This is a genomic window from Pedobacter westerhofensis (genome assembly GCF_900182595.1).
Lineage (GTDB): Bacteria > Bacteroidota > Bacteroidia > Sphingobacteriales > Sphingobacteriaceae > Pedobacter > Pedobacter westerhofensis.
The window spans coordinates 136,568-158,802 of the sequence record NZ_FXTN01000010.1; the positions used below are offsets into that span (position 1 = coordinate 136,568).

Sequence of the window (22,235 nt, forward strand, 5' to 3'; positions counted from 1 at the left end):
TTTTCCGTAACCGGGTATAAACTTAACAATTGCAATAACAAAACACATATATGTTATTACTAGGAATAGATATTGGAACGTCATCCATAAAAGTGGCCGTCGTAGATTCAGAAACGCAGCAGGTAATCACTTCCGCACAATTTCCCGAAGAAGAAAGCCTGATCACGGCCATACATCCGGGCTGGGCAGAACAGTCGCCCGCAATGTGGTGGGAGCATGTACAACAGGCTTTTACCATCTGTAAGGCTTCAGGAAAATTTAACCCGCATGACATTACCTCTATCGGCATTGCCTACCAGATGCATGGCTTGGTATTGGTAGACAAAGACCAGCAGCTGCTGCGTGACAGCATCATCTGGTGCGACAGCCGCGCGGTAGATCTTGGAAACGGGGCTTTCGATGCGCTGGGACATGAGTTTTCTTTATCGCACCTCCTCAATTCACCGGGCAATTTTACCGCCTCCAAGCTGGCCTGGGTAAAACAAAACGAACCTGAGTTATACGCAAAGATTGATAAGGTCATGCTTCCGGGAGATTTTATCGCAATGAAGTTGACCTCGCAGGTCACTACCAGCATTTCTGCGTTATCTGAAGGTATTTTCTGGGATTTTCAAACCAACAGTTTATCAGCAGAGCTGATGAGCTATTACGGCTTCAGCGAGTCGCTGATCCCGGAGATCAAACCTGTATTTTCTGAACATGGCCGGGTATCATCGGCCATTGCCGGCGAACTGGGCTTAAAGGAAGGGACACCAGTAACTTACAAAGCCGGCGACCAGCCCAACAATGCCCTGTCATTAAATGTACTGGAACCGGGCGAAGTTGCTGCTACCGCAGGAACATCCGGTGTGATCTATGGTGTAAGCGACCAGCTGACATTTGATGATCAGTCGCGCGTAAACACCTTTGCACATGTAAACTATGCCGAGGAGCAAAAACGCCTCGGGGTATTACTGTGCATCAACGGGACAGGGAGCCTTAACCGCTGGACAAAAAACCTGTTCGGGTCATCCATGAGCTATGCGGCGATGAATGCCGAAGCAAAAAAGGTAAAGATCGGCGCCGATGGATTAAGGGTATTGCCCTTCGGAAACGGCGCAGAGCGCATGCTTGAGAACAGGCTTGTAGGCGTTCACTTTCAAAATATAGACCTAAACCTGCATTCGCAGGCCCATCTTTTCCGCGGCGTACAGGAAGGTATTGCTTTTGCATTCCGCTACGGATTTGATATTATGCGCTCAAACGGCATGAGCCCCAGCGTGATCCGCGCGGGGAAAGCCAACCTCTTTTTAAGTGAGCTTTTCCTCCAGGCATTTGTGAACAGCACAGGTGTTCCGGTAGAACTGTATGAAAATGACGGCAGTGTAGGGGCGGCCCTCGGTTCGGGAATCGGCGCTAAAACCTTTTCGGCACCAGCCGAAGCTTTCAGCAATATCAGATGCCTTCAGGTAGTAGAACCAACGGTAACAGAAACGTATGAGCCTGTATACCAGGAATGGCTCGGTCTTTTAAACAAGCAAATCAATATAAACTAATTAATATGGCAAATGTAATTACGGGAGAAAAAGAATTCTTCAAAGGAATCGGACAGGTAAAGTTCGAAGGCGCAGATTCAGATAACCCACTGGCTTTCCGCTGGTATGATGAAAACAGGATTGTTGCAGGTAAAACCCTGAAAGACCATCTGCGTTTTGCCGGTGCCTACTGGCATTCATTTGTAGCTACCGGCGGCGATCCCTTCGGAGAGCCTACCATCATCCATCCATGGAACGAAAAAGCTGATGCTGTAGAAAGAGCAAAGGATAAAATGGATGCAGCATTTGAATTTTTAACCAAAATGAACATCCCTTTTTACTGCTTCCACGATGTGGATGTGGTAGATTATACCAACGACGTAAAAGATAACGAAAGACGCCTGCAGGCCCTGGTTGAATATGCCAAACAAAAACAGGAAGCCAGTGGCGTAAAACTGTTATGGGGAACGGCAAACCTGTTCTCTCACCGCAGGTATATGAACGGTGCCTCCACGAACCCTAATTTCCATGTACTTGCCCACGGTGCTGCACAGGTAAAGTTTGCACTTGATGCCACAATCGCCCTTGGCGGAGAAAATTATGTATTCTGGGGCGGCCGAGAAGGATACATGAGCCTGCTCAATACCAATATGAAACGTGAGCAGGAACATCTGGCCAAGTTCTTACACGCTTCTAAGGATTATGCACGCAAACAAGGGTTTAAAGGCACATTCTTAATCGAGCCTAAACCATGCGAGCCATCCAAACATCAGTACGATTATGATGCTGCAACAGTGATCAGCTTCCTGCGCCAGTACGACCTGATGGACGATTTTAAACTGAATCTTGAAGTTAACCACGCTACGCTTGCCGGCCATACCTTCCAGCATGAAGTGCAGGTAGCAGCAGATGCAGGGCTGCTGGGTTCTATGGATGCCAACAGAGGTGATTACCAGAACGGATGGGATACCGACCAGTTTCCGAATAACATCAATGAACTGGCAGAAACAATGCTGATCTTTCTGGAAGCAGGTGGCTTACAGGGCGGAGGGATCAACTTTGATGCAAAAATCAGAAGAAATTCTACCGATGCGGCAGATTTGTTCTACGCACATATTGGCGGGATGGACACTTTTGCAAGGGCCCTGATCATTGCGGACAACATCCTTCAGAAATCTGACTATAAAAAGATAAGAACAGAAAGATATGCCTCGTTTGACAGCGGCGCAGGCAAGGACTTTGAAAGTGGTAAACTCAGCCTCGAAGACCTTACTGCATATGCTATTGAAAAAGGTGAGCCTGAAACGCTGAGCGGAAGACAGGAGTTGCTGGAAAATATCGTTAACAGGTATATTTAATCTCTCAGAAGATGCATTCATTAGGTACGTACGACTATGTCGTTTTCCTCGTCTACTTCCTGGTCGTAGCGCTCTACGGCTGGACGGTTTACCGCAAAAAGCAGGCACAGGCAGAAAACTCCAAGGATTTCTTCCTGGCTAAGGACTCCTTGACCTGGTGGGCCATTGGCGCCTCGCTGATTGCCTCCAACATCTCTGCCGAGCAGTTTATTGGTATGAGCGGCTCAGGCTTTACCATGGGTCTGGCTATTGCTACCTATGAGTGGATGGCTGCGGCTACGCTGATTATCGTGGCAACGTTTTTTATCCCGGTATATATCAAGAACAAGATTTACACCATGCCACAGTTTCTGGGACAGCGGTATAACAGTACGGTGGCTATGATCATGGCCATCTTCTGGCTGCTGCTGTATGTGGTGGTAAACCTGACTTCCATTTTGTACCTGGGCGCACTGGCTATTAACAGTATCTCCGGAATCAATACTACGGCCTGTATGTACATCCTGTCCATATTTGCCGTAATCATCACCCTTGGGGGGATGAAGGTAATTGGCTATACGGATGTAATCCAGGTTTTCTTCCTGATCCTTGGCGGACTGGCTACTACATATCTGGCCTTACAACTGGTATCCGCACACTTTGGCACCACAGGTGTCCTCAACGGACTAGGACTGATCAAGGAAAAGGCTGTTGACCATTTCCAGATGATCTTTCACAAAGAAAACCCGCATTATATGGATTTGCCCGGATTATCGGTGCTGATCGGCGGGATGTGGATCGTTAACCTCAACTACTGGGGATGTAACCAGTACATCACGCAAAGGGCACTGGGCGCAGATTTAAAAACTGCCAGGGGCGGTCTGTTATTTGCCGCTGCACTGAAATTGCTGATGCCAGTAATCGTTGTTTTACCCGGGATTGCCGCCTATGTACTGTACAAGGAAGGTGCAGGATCATTCCAGATGGACATGATGAAGGACGGCTCGCTGAACGCTGATTCGGCCTATCCTGTACTGCTCAACTTACTGCCCGCTGGTCTGAAAGGTCTGTCCTTTGCAGCATTAACAGCAGCAATCGTAGCCTCACTGGCTGGTAAAGCGAACAGTATCGCTACCATCTTTACATTGGATGTTTACAAAAAGGTAATCAATAAAGATGCGGATGAGAACAAACAGGTGATCATTGGCAGGGTTACGGTAATCGTGGCAATGATCCTTGCAATTATCATTGCCCCTCAACTGGGCATTGATAAAAAAGGAGGTTTCCAGTTTATCCAGGAGTACACGGGATTTGTATCGCCGGGTATCTTCGCTATGTTTATCCTTGGTTTCTTCTGGAAAAGGACAACTTCCAATGCAGCATTGTTTGCCACCATCGGAGGTTTCCTGATGTCTGTAGGCTTTAAGGTATTGCCATCCTTTGCAAACCTGCAATGGTTAAACCCAATGGGTTTCTCTAAGTTGGTGGAGCAGAAAGACGGCAGCATGCTGTACGAGATTCCTTTCTTGGACAGGATGGGTTTTGTATTTGTGATCTGTATTGTTGCCATGTATATCATTAGCCTATTTGAGAACAGGAATGGCGTTAACCCTAAAGGTCTGGAGATCGATAGGGGCATGTTTAAAACCACACCAGGTTTTATGGTTGGCGCCTTGCTGATCATGGGTGTGATCGTTGCGCTATATACGATATTCTGGTAAGTACAGAAGTCTAAAATCTTTAATCCCCTTGTTCACGCAAGGGGATTTTTTTTATCAGAACACTATTCCAGGTTAATTATGATATTAATTTAAATAAAATCTTCTTTTAAATCAATAAATACTTAATATTGCATAAACAAATCTCAATATTATGGCATACCCATTAACACCAACTCCGTCTCTCAATAATGCTGAATGGGAAAAATTCACTAAAGAACTTGAGGCAAATGAAAATAAAAAAGTACCTAAAAAAGAAATAGAACGCATGGATGACTTAGTAAGGAAAGTTTTGGCGAACAGCAAACTTAAATGAAATTAGAGCTATTAGACTTTACTTTGAATGCCATTTCGGAAAATTCGAAGGTTGCTTCATTTGATTGCGATCAGGCAGATATAACGGATTTTCTGAGAGAGGATGCGCTGAATTATCAAAATCAGCTCTTGGCGAGCACCTATATATTTACAGATTTAAAGGAAAATATATGGGCATATTTTTCGGTATCAAACGATTGCGTTAAAAGTACAGGAGAAGAGAATGGTTTTGATAATTTTGTATGGAACAGGTTGCATCGTACTATCAAAATTCCAAATTCTAAGCGAATGCGCAACTATCCTTCAATAAAAGTTGGAAGACTGGGGGTGCACAAAGGACTACACGGTACTGGTTTAGCCTACCAGCTAATGGATTTCATCAAAAGGTGGGTTCCTGTTGATCATAAACCCGCATGCAGATTACTGACATTAGATGCTGTGAACCAATTTAAGCAGATTAAATACTACAACCGTAATGAATTTGAATTTCTATTAGAGACCGATGAAAATAGTAAGACAAGAGTCATGTATTATGATTTGCTTAAATTAAAACATCGATCGTAAGTTTTATTTATTCATTATTGGGAATAAGCGCAAAGTTGAACTACCCCAGAACCAACATCTTGCACATATTAATCTTCAGTTGAAAACGGCGATGCCGGAAGCCCTTCTTTATTATAAAGATTAGCCCCCTCCGGATTATCTGCCCAGGCGTATCTAACATACAAAGGCTGTTTGATATCCTCGCTCCAGACTTTAACCTGATCCCCTTGTATCCTGGCATGTGCCCATACAAATTTTCGATCAGCACCGGCGACGGCAAACTGCATCAGCTCCCCTCCTCCTTTAGCAAAAAGGCCACTGCCTGTATTACTGAAAGAGATCGTGATCAGGTTTTCCTCCACAACGGCCGATTGATACAAAGGGCCGGAAGAGACAATCTTTTGATCAGCATAGGCAATCTTCTGCGCGAGCAGCGCCAGTCGCTCTCCCACATCTTTTTTATTTAGTGGATGTATATCGTTCCATTCCCCCGCATCAATATTCACACTCATACCAGTATGAGGTACAGATAACGTCTTCAATTGTGCCTGCCGCAATTCTGCCCATTGGCTTTCTGAGGGCAAGTATTGTACTTCCATAAAATTGGGGAGCTGTGCATACAGAAAAGGCAGATCAGGCTGATGCCATTGTTTACGCCAGTCTGCAATAAGTGCAGGCAATAGATAGCGATATGCAGCGGGATTAAATGTATTGGCTTCGCCCTGATACCAAAGCACTCCTTTTACAGCAAAATTAGTTACAGGCACCACCATGGTATTATACAAGCCTGAAGGTTCATTCTGCATAACCAGGCGCGTACTTGGCGGCGGATTTTTTGAAGGGTCAAATACCTGCCCTACTTTATACTGCCAGTCGCCCCTAAGGTCTACCACGGTCTCCCCTGCAATCAACTGGTAATTCTTATCAGGCACAAAACCCCCTTTTCCTGTATTGTTTACCACTCTTACCACGATAATATTCCGGCCCGGCTTTAATACTCCAACCGGAACTATGTACCTTCTGGGAGGATACTGGTAAGATGTAGAACCTACAAAAATCCCGTTGATATAGACGACATCTACATCCACAATACGGCCCAAAAATAATCTGGCACCCGATCCCGATACACCGGCCGGCAGATTTATCTCTTTACGAAACCAGAGCACCCCGTTTAATCCGCGAACCCCCTGATCTGCCCAATATCCAGGCAGCCAGAAGTGATGCCAGCCCTGCTCAGGTACATATTCGGGATTGTACCATCTTATTGGGCCATTCATACCCGCATCCGGATTTTCTTCAGGTCCATTCTTTGGCCCTTTTCCAGTTGCGACACTAGCTTTCTCAAAGGAGGCAGACATTACCCTCCTTATATAAGCGCTGTCCTGAAAGTTCTTCAGTCTTTCTGTATACTCAGGAAATTGTTTTAATTTTTCTGCACTGGTCCAGGCTTCAACAGGCGTTCCGCCAACACTGGAATTAATAATTCCGATGGGCACATGGAATTGCAGATAGATTTTTCTGGCAAAAAAATAAGAGGCTGCTCCGAAGCCCAGCACATTTGCAGGTGTTGCAGCCATCCACTTTCCAGGCGGAAGATCATCATGCAAACGGGTGACATCAGCTGCAGTGGGGACAAAAAAGTTACGGATCTGCGGGTATTCCGCTGTCCTGATATCCTCCGGATAACGCTCTTTTACCCGCTCCATGTTAATCACCATATTGGATTGTCCCGCACAAAACCAGACATCCCCAATTAAAATATCATGCAGCATCAAATGATTGCTGGCGCGGATATCCATCGTATAGGGGCCACCGGCTTTCATAGCAGGCAGCGTAAGCATCCATTTGCCATCAGCACCAGTTATAGTTTTATAACTTTTGCCCCTAAACTGAATACTGATCTTTTCGCCGGCGGATGCCCAGCCCCATATTTTGAGACGGGCATCGCGCTGCAGTACCATTCCATCAGCGATGAGCTGAGGGAGCCGGACCTGGGCCAGGCTGAGCTGCCCGGCGAGCAATAGTCCGCCAAAAAGCACAATTACGAAAGAGCTTTTCTTATATTTCATTACCTGAGTCTAATATCCGGGATTTTGCGGCAGAGCCGGTCCTGTAGTGACCAGATTGATCAGCGACAGTGGTATCGGGCGCAACGCATATGCATCAGCCGGACTGGTTTTGGAATAACCCGGATAAGCTTCTGAATTGTACAGCTGTAACCTGCGGCTGAGCGACTGTGTACGGGTAAGATCCCACCAGCGGGTACATTCTTCATATGTTTCCCGGGAGCGTTCATCCAGAATAAAATCAAGCGTTACCTGCGCAGGCAGCACCTGTATCGCCGCTATTGCTGCTGTATTCTGCGCAGCTGTATTTGTCGTTTTAAACGCTGCCCTTGTCCTGATCACGTTCAGCATGTCTGCAGATTTCTGCAGGTCTCCGGCTTTGAACAAGGCTTCGGCTGCCAGCAGGTAAACATCAGCAAACCTCGCCAGTACAAATGGACGGGTAGAAGGATCGTTTACCGCTGCCCTGTTCGGATCATCATATTTTTTCATAGAAGGGAAAACCACCGGGGTATAGGGATTCGCTGAAGTCCCCGCGGCTACCGATGGCGGCAACAGGATCACCCCTTTAAAGGATGCCCTTTTTGCAGCGCCGGGATCAAAAGGCGGTGTCCAGATCGCAGTGTCCACACCTACAGTTAAGGCTCCTCTGGGCGTACTTACACCGGCAGTATTCGCAATCCAGGTAGTCTGAAAAGTTTTATCAAACCTGCTGTCGTTTACCCTTTCTGCAAATACGCGCAGCATGTAGTCTGTGTTTGGCCTGATCCTGATAAAGGGCCTTCCGTTAGGGATGTCACGCGTCATCACCGCCGATCCTGTAGCGGTTGGGTAGTTTGCAGTAATTGACGGGTAGTTAGGACGGAACAGATAATTTGTCACGTTATAATTCCCCCCGGAGCCTCCCGGCGCGTAATTTCCATATTTTGTATCACTGCTTTCATCAATCACAAACAGCGTTTCCTTACCATAGTCATTTGCCGGCCTGAAGGCATCTGCAAAATCCTGCCACAGGTCAACCCCGTATGTTGCCCGGTTATCAATCAAACCCTGAAAGGTTGTTGCCGCCGTAGCAAAATCGCCGGTCTGTGCAGCTTTAGACCATCCCCTGGTCAGGTATGTTTTCCCCAGGAAGTACAATGCTGTAGCCTGGGTAGCTGCCTTTCCTCCAAAGGGTTGCCCGGGCTTTACCTGCAGTTCTTTGGACGATTCGGAAAAATCCCTGATCATCTGCGCATACAGATCAGCAAGAGGGGCACGGGAATCTGAAGTTGTAGGGTTTACAATCAAACTCACATGAAGCGGCATTTCTCCAAAATTCACCACCATGTAATAGTACAGCATCCCGCGAAGGAACTTAGCCTGTGCAATATACTGCGTACGCTGTACAGGATCAGTAAATACCTCCGCATTGGCGATTACCCCGTTAAGCGTATTGATATCCGTATAGGCATTTTGCACAATATACCTGAAATCGTCCAGGCCAATATTTGCATAAGTAAACAGCCCGATATTGCTGGTACTTCCTCCTGCAAGGGTCTCGTCCGTACCGGCCACCAGCTGATTGGTAAAGCCCTCGGTACCCCAGAGCCCCCGCAATGATCCGTATACCCCGGTGATGCTGCCAATCAATCCAACAGGTGTACCAAAAGACTGCTGTGTTAACTGTGTCTTCTGGTTTTCATCCAAAAAACTTTTTTTACAGCCGCCTGCACTGAGTGTGGCTGTTGCTGCTATGATTATAGAAATCTTAGTGTATAATTTCATCTGAGTACTTTTAAAAATTAAAACCTTGCACTTACGCCTAACTGGTAGGTACGTGTTGGCGGATTATTTAAGTTGGCAGTGATCGCGCGACTGGTAGTTGTCCCAGCAGTTCCCCCACCTGCTGTTGGTGTGGTACCGGCAACAGTTGAAGAGACTGCGCCCCCTGTCGCATTTCCTTCGGGATCAATCCCATAACCACTTTTAACCAGTGGCGAATAAATAATAAAGGGATTAAAACAGGTGGCATAAACCCTTAGCGAGCTTAGTCCCGATCCTTTCAGCATTTCTGATTTGAAAGTATATCCAAGGTTGATGCTTCGCATTTTCACAAAAGAGCCATCACGCACAGCCAGCGTAGAGGCATAGATCTGCTTATCGTTAGCAGCATCTGGGGCCGGAAATGCGTTTGTAGGATTAGTGGGCGTCCAGTAATCCACTTTCCACTGGTTTACGCGACTGTTCCCGAAAAAGGGATAACCCTGTGCACTGCCGTCGGCAGACAGGTACGGGGCCAGGATCTTCTGGCCGATACGCGCATCAGCAACAAAGGAAAGATCAATGCCCTTGTAGCTAAACCTGTTGGTAATACCGCCCGTAAAATCAGGCTGGAAATTACCGATGATCTGCAGGTCGCTGGCGTTGATCTTACCATCGCTGTTCAGGTCTTCCACTTTGATCTGACCCGGTTTTTGCCCGTACACGGCCGCCTGGGCAGCTTCGCTGGTTTGCCAGATACCAATCTTTTTCACATCATAGATCACATTGAAAGGCTGGCCAACAAACCAGTTGTTTCCCAGGTCCTGCTGTATGCCGTCGTGCAGCGCAACGATCTCGCTCCTGTTAAAGGAGATATTGAAATCCGTAGACCAGTTAAAGCCGTCCTGGCTTTTGATATTGGCAGAGCTCAAAGCAATTTCAAGCCCTCTGCCTTTTGTTTTACCTTCATTTGCGGTATAGGATGTTGCACCATTGGTATATGGGAGGTTTACCACCTGCAGGATATGGTCTGTCTTCTGGTCGTACACGTCCACAGTACCTGTAATACGGTTATTGAACAATGCAAAGTCTAAACCAATGTCCAGCTGCTTCGTAAACTCCCAGGTCAGGTTCTGGTTAGCCAGGTTGCTCAATAAATATCCGTTGGCGGCAGAACCGGCACTGCCGATAGGGCCAAAGTTGTAGAAATTACTGGAGAGGTTCCCTGCGGATGAATAGGCATTTACCGACTGGTTAGATGTTTTGCCGTATCCTCCCCTCAGTTTTAAAGCAGAAACCACATTTTTTATCCCGCTGAAAAAGCTTTCACGGTCGATATTCCATGCTGCACCAAATGCAGGATAAACATAGTATTTTTTAGTAGGGAATACAGAAGAGCCATCGTCCCTGATGGTTGCAGTAATAGAATATTTACCGTCAAATACATAGTTAAGCCGGGCCATGTAAGAGATCAGCCTGGTTTCAGAATATCCTCCCGGACCGGCACTTACCGTGGCGGCCTGCTGTAAATTGTAGTTTTGGATATAATCTGCCGGTATGCCCACCCCGTTAAAGCTGTTGTTCTGGAAATGGTCACGCTCAATACTGTATAAACCGGTAAAAGTTACATGGTGCTTTTCCTTAAACGTTTTATCATAGGTCAGCAGGTTTTCAAAGGTATAGGTGTAATTTTCACTGGAGTTTACAGCCTCGCTGGCCTGGGTATAGGATGTGGCCTGATTATAAAAAGTATTTGGCCCGCTGTAGGCACCACCATTACCAGAGTAATAGCTCAATCCCGCATTGGCGCGGTATTTCAGGCCGTCCATAATCTTTACCTCGGCATACAGCGTGTTTACAGAACTTAACCGTCTGTTCTGGTTGGTATTCGTTTCCTTGTCCTTAATGGTTAAGGGGTTTACTGTGGCAGCATCTACAGAGCCCGCAAGCGGGAACAGGTTGATGGACCCGTCAGCGTTATACGGTGATACCAAAGGGCTCAGGCGGATTACCCCGCCTACCGGGAACCGGTCGGCACCATTTGTAACCGCCAGGTTAGGCGCCAGTGACCCCCCTATTTTTACCCGCTCGCTCACCTGATGGTCAAGCGTAGCCCTTAAGCTGTAGCGTGTAAAGTCCTGTCCGTAAACTATGCCCTGCTCCTTACGGTAACCGGCGCTTAGTGAAAACTGGGTGGATTCGTTGCCGCCGGATATACTCAGGTTCTGGTTGTTCACATAACCTGTTCTAAAGATGATATCCTGCCAGTTGGTATTGGTACCATTGGCCAGGCCGGCAGTTTCTGCAGCTGTAAGGTTGTAGGCACTTGTACCTGGGTTAACACTGTTTAATGCTTTTGCGTTTTCCTTAAAGGCGGCATATTCCTGCCCGTTCATAAAGTTATACTCTGAAGTCCTGTCGCTGATCCCATAATAGGCATTATAACTGATCAACGCCTTTCCTGATTTTCCACGTTTGGTGGTAATAATAATTACACCGCTGGCACCTCTGGAACCGTAAATGGCCGTAGCAGACGCATCCTTTAATACATCAAGCGTATTCACATCGTCAGGGTTGATATCATTGATACTGCCCCCGATAAATGGAATTCCGTCAAGTACAATCAACGGCCCGTTCTGCGCATTGGCAGCAGTACCGGTAGCGCCCAGAGAGCGTTCGCCACGCACACGGATCTGCCCCGCAGCCCCCGGTTGTGTACCACTTGCCTGGATATCTACCCCGGCCAGGCGTCCCTGCAGCTGGTTAACCACGTTGGTTGCCGGTATTTCTGCCAGAGCGGCCCCGCTGATCGAGGCTACGGCACCGGTAACGTCCTGCTTGCGCTGTGTACCATAGCCCACTACCACAACCTCATTGAGGTTGCCCGATTCCGGCAGCAGGAAAACACTCACTGCCTGTGCGGCCCTGGCCTGTACTTCTTTTGGGGTATAGCCGATATACGAAATAACAAGCGTTGCTTCTGGCCCCGGAACATTTAAGGAGAAATTGCCATTGCTGTCTGAAGAAGTACTTGCCTTCCCGGATTTGATTCTTACGATGGCACCCGGAAGCGGCGCCCCCTTCTCATCGCTGACTTTACCCCTCAGGGTAGAATTCTGGGCAAATACATTTGCCGGGAGCAAAGCAGATAGCAACAGGATACCTATTGCATGATACAACTTTTTGAGTTTGATTTTTTCCATAACAAAAGTTTAATATTTGGTGTATTTTTTTTAAGCGGGCAAAAACTATTCAGGTGTTCTCATTTCTTATAAAATTTGATAACAAATAATTATTTACAGATACATCTCCGTTTGTAGCATGATTTAGAAAAATATCATTGGGTCTCATTGAAGCACAGGATGATATATTTGGTTACGGCGATAAATGTAGAAAGAATTTTGAATATTGCAATCGATTGTAATTTATTTTCATAAATTTATTTTTTAATTGACAGAGCCCTTTGAAAAGGCGGGCAGATGAAAAGACAAAAAGATATTTGCTGTGATGTCCGTTAATAAGGGATAAATATTATCCTACAGGCAATTATGAGCAGCCAATACTAAAATTAATAACCCGGTAAATCCGGCAGATAACCAAATTATAAACACTGTAACTGATCAATCAACTTCGTACGAACAGCTTCGTTTAGTTGAAATCGATTGCATTATCTTAGCAAAGATGAAGATAAACCGAGCATTACAATCAATGATTTTACAGCTGACTGCAGCAGTAGTGGCAACCGTATGCACCAGTTTCCTGCTGCAGGGCAATTACTCCGTCCTGCCGACTAAACCGGCGCAGCACCACCGGCAGGAGAGCAAGGGCTTAAAGGATTATTATCAGTCCTTCTTTTACATGGGCGTTGCGGTATCCCCAAAATCCCTGTCGGGCGATGAGGGGGCGCTGATCAAAAATCAGTTTAACAGTATCACCCCGGAGAATGCAATGAAAATGTCAGTGATCCATCCCGCAGAGGACAGGTATTCCTGGAAGGATGCAGATTCAATCGTCAGCATTGCTGCAGCAAACAAAATCAGGATCCGCGGACATAACCTGTGCTGGCATGAGCAGGTTCCTGCCTGGATGTTCAAAGGCAAAGACGGGAAGCAGGTAACAAAAGAAGTGCTGCTGCAGCGGCTTAAATCGCATATATTCACCGTAGTGCAACGGTATAAAGGAAAAATCTACGCCTGGGACGTAGTCAATGAAGCTATTGATGACGATCCCGCCAGGTTCCTCCGCAATTCGCCCTGGTACCAGATCTGCGGGGAAGATTTTATATCCAAAGCTTTTGAATATGCGCATGAGGCAGATCCCAATGCCCTGCTTTTCTACAACGACTACAATACCGAAAGACCAGAGAAGCGCGACAGGATCTTCAGATTATTAAAAAAGCTGAAGGATGCAGGTGTTCCTGTACATGGCGTAGGGCTTCAGGGACACTGGTCGCTTTTTGAACCGGCTGCGGCAGAGCTCAGCGCAGCGATTGAAAAATATGCCTCTCTGGGATTAAAAGTGCAGATCACTGAAATGGATATTTCTGTATACCCATGGGAAAAGGAAAAGAGGGCCCTGCGACCGGGCGAGTCGGCAGCTTTTAGTCCGCAGATGGAGAAAAAGCAGGCGGAAAAATATGCAGAAATATTCAAAATACTACGTGCACACCGCAATGTGATCACTGGCGTTACTTTTTGGAACGTGTCTGACCGGCATAGCTGGCTTGACGAATATCCGGTGCAGGGGCGCAAAAATTACCCGCTTTTATTTAACCGGCAGCTGCAGCCAAAAATGGCTTATGATAAGGTTGTAAATTTTTAAACTATGAAAACATCATTTCTAATTTGTACTGTATTCCTGCTGCTCGGCAACAGTTCGCAGCTCCTGGCTGCAGATGACCATTCCTATGTTTCATCAAAAGGTGGAAAAGGTTATTTTCAGCTTGCCGGCGAAGGCAGGCAAACCTCTTTGCAGGTAAGCAAACAGGATTTTCCGGGCGTAATCCTTGCGGCGAAAAACCTGCAGGCAGACCTGAAAATGGTCAGCGGCGAAGCGGGCCTCCTGCTCACTGCAGGTATGGCAAAAACAAGAACAGTAGTGATCATCGGCACCCTGGGCAAAAGCCCGGAGATTGACCAGCTGGTAAAAGACAAAAAACTTTCTGTCAGCACTATCACAGGCAAATGGGAAAGCTTTATCATTCAAACCGTAGATCATCCTTCAGCCGGAATAGACCAGGCACTGGTCATTGCCGGAAGTGATAAACGGGGAACAATCTTTGGCATTTATGACCTCTCCTCAAAAATAGGTATATCTCCATGGTACTGGTGGGCCGATGTCCCGGTGGTCAAACAAAAAGAACTATATATCCTTCCCGGGGAACATACCTTAGGAAGCCCTGCGGTTAAATACCGGGGAATATTCCTGAATGATGAAGCCCCTGCACTTTCCGGCTGGACAAAAGAGAAATTCGGTGGCTTTAACCATCAGTTTTACGCCCACGTTTTTGAGCTGATCCTCAGGCTCAAAGGAAATTACCTGTGGCCAGCCATGTGGGGAAACGCCTTTTATGATGATGATCCGATGAATGCACCGCTGGCCGATGAATATGGCGTGGTGATTGGCAGCTCTCATCACGAGCCGCTGATGCGGGCGCATGACGAATGGCGAAGATATGGCAACAAGGGCGCATGGAATTACAGCAGCAATGCCGCATCCTTAAAATCCTTTTGGGAAACGGGGATCCGCAGAATGGGCCAGAACGAAAGTATCGTCACCGTAGGCATGAGGGGTGACGGTGATGAGCCTATGTCTGAAGGCAGCAACATCGCCCTGCTGGAAAAGATCGTGAAAGACCAGCGGCAGATCATTGCAGAGGTCACCAAAAAAGATATTACCGCTACACCGCAGCTCTGGGCGCTGTACAAAGAGGTACAGGAATACTACGACAAGGGAATGCGGGTACCGGATGATATTACCCTGCTCTTATGCGATGATAACTGGGGAAATATCAGAAAACTGCCCAAACTGACAGATAAGCCCAGAACAGGGGGATATGGGATTTACTATCATTTCGACTATGTGGGCGATCCAAGAAATTACAAATGGCTCAATACCAACCCGCTCCCAAGGATACAGGAACAAATGAACCTGGCCTATGAGTATGGTGCAAAACAGATCTGGATTGTCAACGTAGGCGATCTGAAGCCAATGGAGTTTCCTATTGAATTTTTTCTTGACTACGCCTGGGCACCAGAAAAATGGCCTGCGGACAAACTGGAGGATTACACGGTACGCTGGGCAGAAAAGCAATTTGGTAAAACCCATGCCAGACAGATTGCATCCATCCTTTCCAGGTATTTAAAATATAGCTCATCGAGGAAGCCAGAATTGCTGGATGAACATACCTACAGCCTCATCAACTATAAAGAATTTGAACATGTGATCACTGCATACAACCAACTTGAAGCAGATGCTGCGGCAATATCCAAATTGATACCGGCCAATGCCAGAGATGCCTATTACCAGCTGGTCTTACACCCGGTACTGGCCTATGCCAATCTGAACAGGCTGTATTATGCTGTGGCGCAAAACAAACTGTATGCCAGCCAGGGAAGATCTGCCACCAACCTGCTTGCTGCCAAAGCAAAGCGCTTATACGCAAATGACCAGGCCATCACAGATTACTACAATACCAAACTGTCAGGCGGCAAATGGAACCACATGATGGACCAAACCCATATCGGTTACACGTACTGGCAACAGCCCGAAAGCAATAAAATGCCCCAAACCACAGAGATCGTTCTTCCGGAAACAGCAGCAATGGGCGTAGCTGTAGCAGGATCTGAAGACTGGTTCCCTCAAAGAGCGCAAGCTCTCCTGCTTCCTGTTTTATACCGGCAGGATACGGCATCCAGCTATATAGAAATTTTTAACAGGGGCAAAAAAGCATTCCGGTATACGGCTGTGTCTGCAAAAAGCTGGTTAACAGTGAGCAAGCCCAAAGGATTAATCACTGCACAGGAAAGATTACTGGTGAGAGCAGATTTCTCTAAAGCCCCCAAAGGTACATCTGCCGTCCCTATTGTCATTACAGCAGAAAACGGAGAAAACGTGACCGTTATGGCCAGGGTATCCAACACCTCAGCAAAAGGCATAAAAGGATTTCTGGAAGAAAACGGGTATATCTCTATTGCTGCGGAACATTTTACCAGAGCGGTTGCTGATCAGGATGTAAGCTGGAAAATACTGCCTGATCATGGCAGAACTGGGAGCGCAGTAACCGCCTGGCCAGTAACGGCGGCTATGCGTAAAATCGATAAGGATAGCCCCAGGTTAGAATATACAATCAATATCAACAAGGCAGACACCATAAATATCAGCACTTACCTGTCGCCGACACTTGATTTTACCAATACCAAAGGATTGTTTTATGCGATTTCGATTGATGATGAAAAACCTCAGCTGATCAATATCAATGAAGTGAAAGATAGAAGCTGGGCTACTGATGTAGCAGAGAACATTAAAATCCTAAAATCCGCACACCCGGTTAAAGGTGCCGGGACACATACCTTAAAATTCTGGATGGTCAGTCCGGGAGTAGTATTGCAAAAGATTGTCATAGAAACAAAGAAAATCCCGTACAGCTACCTTGGGCCACCGGAAAGTCCCATGCTGAAATAGAAGACATCTTATGCTAGCCTTTGCCTATCAAATCAACCTCCAGTTTCAACCTGATGGTAACGCAATGCCTCGTGTTCAGAAGCTTGTACCCCGCTGTATTCTAACACGTGCTAACCACAGTTTAGAACAAGCCCCTTTTGGGTAAACTCAGTTGCAATAGCTATAGTTAAGAACAAAGCCCCTCAGTCCGTAAACTGAGGGGCCTTTGCACTCATTTGTGTGTGACAAATTATTTAACCTATTTATTCAGAATCCTCATTATACATTCTATACATAGGCTGTATCCCCGTCCTCCTTAAACACCACATTAACAGAGGACAATAACAAAACACACCAAAGGAATAAAGCATATCCATAAGTCGTATGCAACGATTCTGAATCCTAACCTGATCATAAAACGCAGGTATTCATCAAAACGCTACAACCTGATAAATTATATTTAATCTTTTAACAAGGCCGCTTTGGTATGCTCCCAGTTCATCCTGGCAATATTCAATACTGATATTCCCTGCGGGCATTTCACTTCACAGGCTTCGGTGTTGCTGCAATGACCAAAGCCCTCGGCATCCATTCTGGCTACCATCGTTAACACTCTTTTGGCAGCTTCCTTTTTACCCTGCGGCATTTTTGCAAGATGAGAGATCTTCGCAGAAGTAAACAGTGCAGCGCTTGAATTTTTACAGGTGGCCACACATGCGCCACAGCCAATACATGCCGCGGAGTCAAAAGCAGACTCTGCGTCCTCATGTGTGATCAGCAAAGTATTTGCTTCTGCAGGCTGTCCGGTATTTGCAGAGATGAAGCCGCCCGAGCGGATAATCCGGTCAAATGCAGAACGGTCAATTTTCAGGTCCCGCTTAACCGGGAAAGCCCGGGCCCTGAATGGCTCTACATAAATTGTAGCCCCGTCCTCAAACTCCCGCATATGGAGCTGGCAGGCTGTTAATCCCGCCACCGGGCCATGTGCCTGCCCATTGATCATCATCCCACAGGCTCCGCAGATCCCCTCGCGGCAGTCGTGGTCAAACTCTACAGGAAATTCTCCTTTCAGGATCAGCTGTTCATTCAGCGTATCCATCATTTCAAGGAAAGACATATGCTGGTCTACTTCGTCCAGATCATAATCTACCAGTTGCCCTTCGGCCAAAACGTCTTTCTGACGCCATATTTTGAGATGTATCTTCATGGTTCCTAAGTATAACTTCTAACAGATAAATTGATAAATTCGAATACCAAAGGTTCAGGATGTAAAACCGGGGGTTGATCGGCGCCAGTCCATTCCCAGGCTGATACGTAGCAAAACTCCTCGTCGTTCCTCAGCGCTTCGCCCTCTGCCGTCTGGTACTCTTCCCTGAAATGTGCCCCACAGGATTCTTCGCGGCTGAGCGCATCATGGCACATCAGTTCTGCGATTTCCAGATAATCAGCCACCCGGCCTGCTTTTTCCAGCTCAGCATTAATCTCGCCGGCAGTACCAGGCACAATCAGTTGTGTGTAAAAATCCTTGCGCAGCTGCTGAATGCCTGTGATGGCCGCATTTAATCCTCCGGCCGAACGTGACAGCCCGCATTTATCGTAAAGCATCTTGCCCAGTTCTTTATGGAAATGATCCGCAGTTTTTGTCCCCCGGATGGCCAGCAGCCTGTTCAGCTGTTCATTCACCTGTTTTTCTGCAATCTCAAACTGAGGATGGTTTACCGTAGCTTTTTCGCCTTTTAGTTCCCCGGCCAGATAATTTGCAATGGTATAGGGAAGAATAAAATAACCATCCACACAAGCCTGCAGCAATGAATTTGCACCAAGTCTGTTGGCCCCATGATCTGCGAAATTAGCTTCGCCAACCGCAAAAAGGCCCGGGATGGTCGTCATCAGCTCATAGTCTACCCACAGCCCACCCATAGAAAAGTGGGCTGCCGGCGAGATCTTCATCGGCGCGGCATAGGCATCATCAGCAGTAATCTTTTTATACATCGAAAAAAGGTTCCCGTATTTCTCTTTTACCTTTTCCATGCCCTGCTCTTTGATGGCCCTGGAGAAATCCAGGTACACGGCATTCTGCTTCGCGCCAACACCAAATCCAGCGTCAATCCGTTCTTTGGCAGCCCGTGATGAGATATCCCGGGGTGCAAGGTTCCCGAAAGAGGGATAACGCCGTTCCAGGTAGTAGTCACGCTCTTCCTCTGGAATATCATTTGCAGCGCGCTTTTCATCTGCAAGCTTTGGCACCCAGATACGCCCGTCGTTCCGCAGTGATTCAGACATCAGGGTTAATTTAGACTGATAGTCCCCTGCCTGTGGTAAACACGTTGGATGTATCTGCGTCCAGCTCGGGCAGGCCATCAATGCGCCTTTTTTATGTGCCCTCCAGATTGCAGAGCCGTTACAGCCCATGGCCAAAGTAGACAGGTAATAGATCTTGCCAAATCCGCCGGTGGCGATCACTACGGCCTCAGCTGCATAACGTTCAATGTTACCGGTATCCAGGTTCCGCGCAATAATACCTTTTGCCTTGCCATCTATCAACACCAGGTCCAGCATTTCATGCCTGGCATACAGGGCAACCTTTCCAAGTTCAACCTGCCTCATGAGCGACTGGTAAGCGCCCAGCAGTAACTGCTGACCGGTTTGTCCGCGTGCATAAAAAGTACGGCTTACTTGCACACCGCCAAATGAGCGGTTGCTCAGATAGCCGCCATACTCCCTTGCAAAAGGCACGCCCTGTGCAACCGCCTGGTCTATCAGGCTCAGTGAGCATTCTGCCAAACGGTAAACATTGGCTTCACGGGCCCTGAAATCGCCCCCTTTAAGGGTATCGTAGAACATTCTGAACACAGAATCTCCGTCGTTCTGATAATTCTTTGCCGCGTTTACCCCGCCCTGGGCAGCAACTGAATGTGCCCTTCTGGCAGAATCCTGAAAGCAAAAAGACTGCACCGGATAACCCTGTTCAGCCAGTGATGCCGCCGCAGAGGCGCCGGAAAGGCCGGTACCTATCACAATTACCGGCAGTTTCTTACGGTTTGCAGGATTAACCAGTTTAGCATGGGCCTTATAAAAACTCCATTTATCTTCCAGTGGCCCTTCCGGGATTTTAGCATCTAATTCCATAATCCAAAATGAGTGAGGTGAACATAAACGGGAATAATCGAAAATCCTATTGTAATGGCGTAACTGTATATCAGCCCAAAAATTTGTACATAACCGGCATATCGCGGATGGTATAAGCCGAGTGTCCTCACCGCGCTTTTAAAACCATGCAGCAGATGATACCCCAGGGCAAGCATTGCAAAAACATACAACAGTACGTACCACCATGATTTAAAGGCGTAGATGACCACCACATACAGGTTTTTGTAACCCTCTTTGTCTTTGGGCACTGTACCAAACTTATAGAGGTACCAGAAATCCTTGAAATGTATAATCAGGAAAATCAGCAGGATGCTTCCCAGGATGCCCATATTTCTTGAATACCATTTGCTCACCTGTTTACGGTCATCATATGCATATTTTGAAACAGCTTTTTTGTTCCGGATGGTAATCACTAACGCATCCACCGCATGTGCAACCAGCGAAAAGTACAGCACATACGAGATCATCATGATAAAGATATTGCCCGACAGCAAGTCTGAATAATAGTTAAAACTTCCTTCTGCGCGTTCGGGAGGCAACAACAGCTGCAGGTTTCCCAGCAGATGGATCACCAGGAAAAAACAGAGGAAGAGTCCCGTGAGGGCCATCAGGTTTTTCCGTGAAAGTGTACTGCTTAAAATGGTTTTCATATTGATTGAATAAGTGAATTTATTTGACGCCCAGTGCGGGTGGCTCCAGGTTATGTAGTATTAATATACCCCTGTAACCTTCCACCACAGACCACCCAGACCCATCCAGATCACCAGCAGGGCGATGCCGATCACCAGACCTATACTCCACCAGTGCTTCACGTCAACGTAACCGCTTCCAAAAAACACAGGTGCGGGACCATGTGCATAATGCGTGATCGTTCCATATAATGACCCTGTAAATCCAAGCATCAGCGCCAGCAGCAAGGGTGGAACACCCATGGCTACACCTACAGCCAGCAAAGCTGCATACATAGCAGCCACATGGGCTGTTGCACTGGCAAATAAGTAGTGGCTCAGAAAATAAACAACCACAATAATTGGAAAAGCGATCGACCATGATAATCCCAGCAACTGGGTCTGGATCAGGTGACCGAACCAGGGAATAAAGCCCAGTTCATTTAGTGAACCGGCCATCATTACCAGCGTTGCAAACCATACAATGGTGTCCCATGCCCCTTTTTCCGCTTTCACATCTTCCCATGTCAGCACTTGAGTGAGCAAAAGGATAGACAGGCCAATAAAGGCTGTAGTAGTTGCATCAATCTTAAACATATCTCCCGTTACCCACAGTACCAACAGGATCACAAAGGCAAGCAGCATCAGCCATTCGTTCTTCGTGATTGCTCCCATTTCCTTTAATTTTTCTGTGGCCATAGCCGGAGCTTCTGGTGTTTTCTTTAGCTCAGGAGGATAAATTTTATATAACAGAAAAGGGATAATGATCATAGAGGCCAGTCCGGGCACAATAGCCGCCCAGAACCAGGACATCCAGCTGAAATGAATCCCCATGTCTGCTGCAAACTTCTGGCACATCGGGTTACTCGCCGTTCCGGTAAGGAATATCGCCGATGTGATCAGGTTCATGTAATAACTGTTCAGCGTAAGATATGATCCTACCTTGTGGTGAGTTTCGGGCTTATCGGGCATTGAGCCAAGGCTCATCGACATCGATTTCATGATCGGGTAAATGATCCCTCCGCCTCTGGCGGTATTGCTCGGTATCGCAGGTGCGAGAATTAAATCTGCGGCGCCTAAACTGTAGGCCAGTCCCAACGGACTTTTACCAAACAGTTTGATGAAGATATAGGCAATCCTGCTGCCCAGACCTGTCTTGATAAAGCCACGGGCGATAAAGAAACTGATCCCGATCAGCCAGATCACCTTATCGCCAAAACTGCGCAGTGCGAGGGTAATAGACTTAGCGGGGTTCCCGGGTGCCAGCACACCGGTGACAGCTACCAGTGCAATAGCAATCATACACAATGTGCCCATACTTGCGGCCTTCAGGATAATACCGATAATGGTAGCCAGAAAGATAGCCAGCAGATGCCATGCATCGGGCTTCACACCCTCAGGTGGAGGAATAAACCAGATGATCAGGCCTATAGCCACTGTAATCAATAATGGCACCAGCTGAATTTCTTTAGCGGGGGATGGCAGGGCCTTAACCGCTGCTGTTGGATTGGCTTTCATG

General features: G+C 47.1%; 14 protein-coding genes. 7 read left to right on the forward strand and 7 right to left on the reverse strand.

Going from position 1 to position 22,235, the window contains the following annotated elements:
- Window positions 1-50 precede the first annotated feature (50 nt).
- From FN831_RS19370 to FN831_RS19385, 5 genes are all read left to right on the forward strand, one after another.
- Window positions 51-1,535: a xylulokinase gene (locus FN831_RS19370; protein WP_142529848.1), complete on the forward strand. Its 1,485-nt coding sequence runs from the start codon at window positions 51-53 to the stop codon at window positions 1,533-1,535.
- Window positions 1,536-1,540: 5 nt separating this feature from the next.
- Complete coding sequence (gene xylA, locus FN831_RS19375) at window positions 1,541-2,872, forward strand: xylose isomerase (protein ID WP_142529849.1); 1,332 nt, start codon at window positions 1,541-1,543, stop codon at window positions 2,870-2,872.
- Between the two features lie 11 nt (window positions 2,873-2,883).
- Window positions 2,884-4,572, forward strand: a complete 1,689-nt coding sequence (locus FN831_RS19380) for a sodium/sugar symporter (protein WP_142529850.1) — start codon at window positions 2,884-2,886, stop codon at window positions 4,570-4,572.
- Window positions 4,573-4,723: 151 nt separating this feature from the next.
- Window positions 4,724-4,885, forward strand: coding sequence for a hypothetical protein (locus tag FN831_RS27775; RefSeq protein ID WP_185960545.1), 162 nt, complete (start codon window positions 4,724-4,726; stop codon window positions 4,883-4,885).
- A complete protein-coding gene (locus FN831_RS19385) occupies window positions 4,882-5,448 on the forward strand; it encodes a GNAT family N-acetyltransferase (protein WP_142529851.1) in 567 nt (188 codons plus the stop codon). The genes FN831_RS27775 and FN831_RS19385 overlap by 4 nt, the downstream gene beginning before the upstream one ends.
- A 68-nt stretch (window positions 5,449-5,516) precedes the next feature.
- Here the strand turns inward: FN831_RS19385 and FN831_RS19390 are convergent, their stop codons facing one another.
- From FN831_RS19390 to FN831_RS19400, 3 genes are read right to left on the reverse strand one after another with little or no spacing between them, the layout of a single operon-like run.
- Window positions 5,517-7,496, reverse strand: a complete 1,980-nt coding sequence (locus FN831_RS19390) for a sialate O-acetylesterase (protein ID WP_142529852.1) — start codon at window positions 7,494-7,496, stop codon at window positions 5,517-5,519.
- A gap of 9 nt (window positions 7,497-7,505) precedes the next feature.
- Window positions 7,506-9,260, reverse strand: coding sequence for a RagB/SusD family nutrient uptake outer membrane protein (locus tag FN831_RS19395; RefSeq protein ID WP_142529853.1), 1,755 nt, complete (start codon window positions 9,258-9,260; stop codon window positions 7,506-7,508).
- 17 nt (window positions 9,261-9,277) lie between these two features.
- A complete protein-coding gene (locus FN831_RS19400) occupies window positions 9,278-12,439 on the reverse strand; it encodes a SusC/RagA family TonB-linked outer membrane protein (protein WP_142529854.1) in 3,162 nt (1,053 codons plus the stop codon).
- 505 nt (window positions 12,440-12,944) lie between these two features.
- Here FN831_RS19400 and FN831_RS19405 point away from each other — a divergent pair.
- Window positions 12,945-14,057 carry an endo-1,4-beta-xylanase gene (locus FN831_RS19405; protein ID WP_142529988.1) on the forward strand — a complete coding sequence of 371 codons (1,113 nt, stop codon included), beginning with the start codon at window positions 12,945-12,947 and terminating at the stop codon, window positions 14,055-14,057.
- Window positions 14,058-14,060: 3 nt separating this feature from the next.
- Window positions 14,061-16,919, forward strand: coding sequence for a glycosyl hydrolase 115 family protein (locus tag FN831_RS19410; RefSeq protein ID WP_142529855.1), 2,859 nt, complete (start codon window positions 14,061-14,063; stop codon window positions 16,917-16,919).
- A 439-nt stretch (window positions 16,920-17,358) separates the two neighbouring features.
- Here FN831_RS19410 and FN831_RS19415 read toward each other — a convergent pair whose 3' ends face one another.
- The 4 genes from FN831_RS19415 to FN831_RS19430 are packed head-to-tail and all read right to left on the reverse strand — an operon-like array spanning window position 17,359 to window position 22,234.
- Window positions 17,359-18,105 (reverse strand): succinate dehydrogenase/fumarate reductase iron-sulfur subunit, encoded by a 747-nt coding sequence (locus tag FN831_RS19415; RefSeq protein WP_142529856.1) that lies wholly within the window; start codon window positions 18,103-18,105, stop codon window positions 17,359-17,361.
- 5 nt (window positions 18,106-18,110) lie between these two features.
- Window positions 18,111-20,027, reverse strand: a complete 1,917-nt coding sequence (locus tag FN831_RS19420; protein ID WP_142529857.1) for a fumarate reductase/succinate dehydrogenase flavoprotein subunit — start codon at window positions 20,025-20,027, stop codon at window positions 18,111-18,113.
- Entirely contained in the window at window positions 20,018-20,698 is a 681-nt protein-coding gene (locus FN831_RS19425) for a succinate dehydrogenase cytochrome b subunit (RefSeq protein WP_142529858.1), read from the reverse strand. Before FN831_RS19425 ends, FN831_RS19420 begins: the two co-directional genes overlap by 10 nt.
- 60 nt (window positions 20,699-20,758) lie before the next feature.
- Window positions 20,759-22,234, reverse strand: coding sequence for an anion permease (locus FN831_RS19430; protein ID WP_142529859.1), 1,476 nt, complete (start codon window positions 22,232-22,234; stop codon window positions 20,759-20,761).
- Window position 22,235 lies beyond the last annotated feature (1 nt).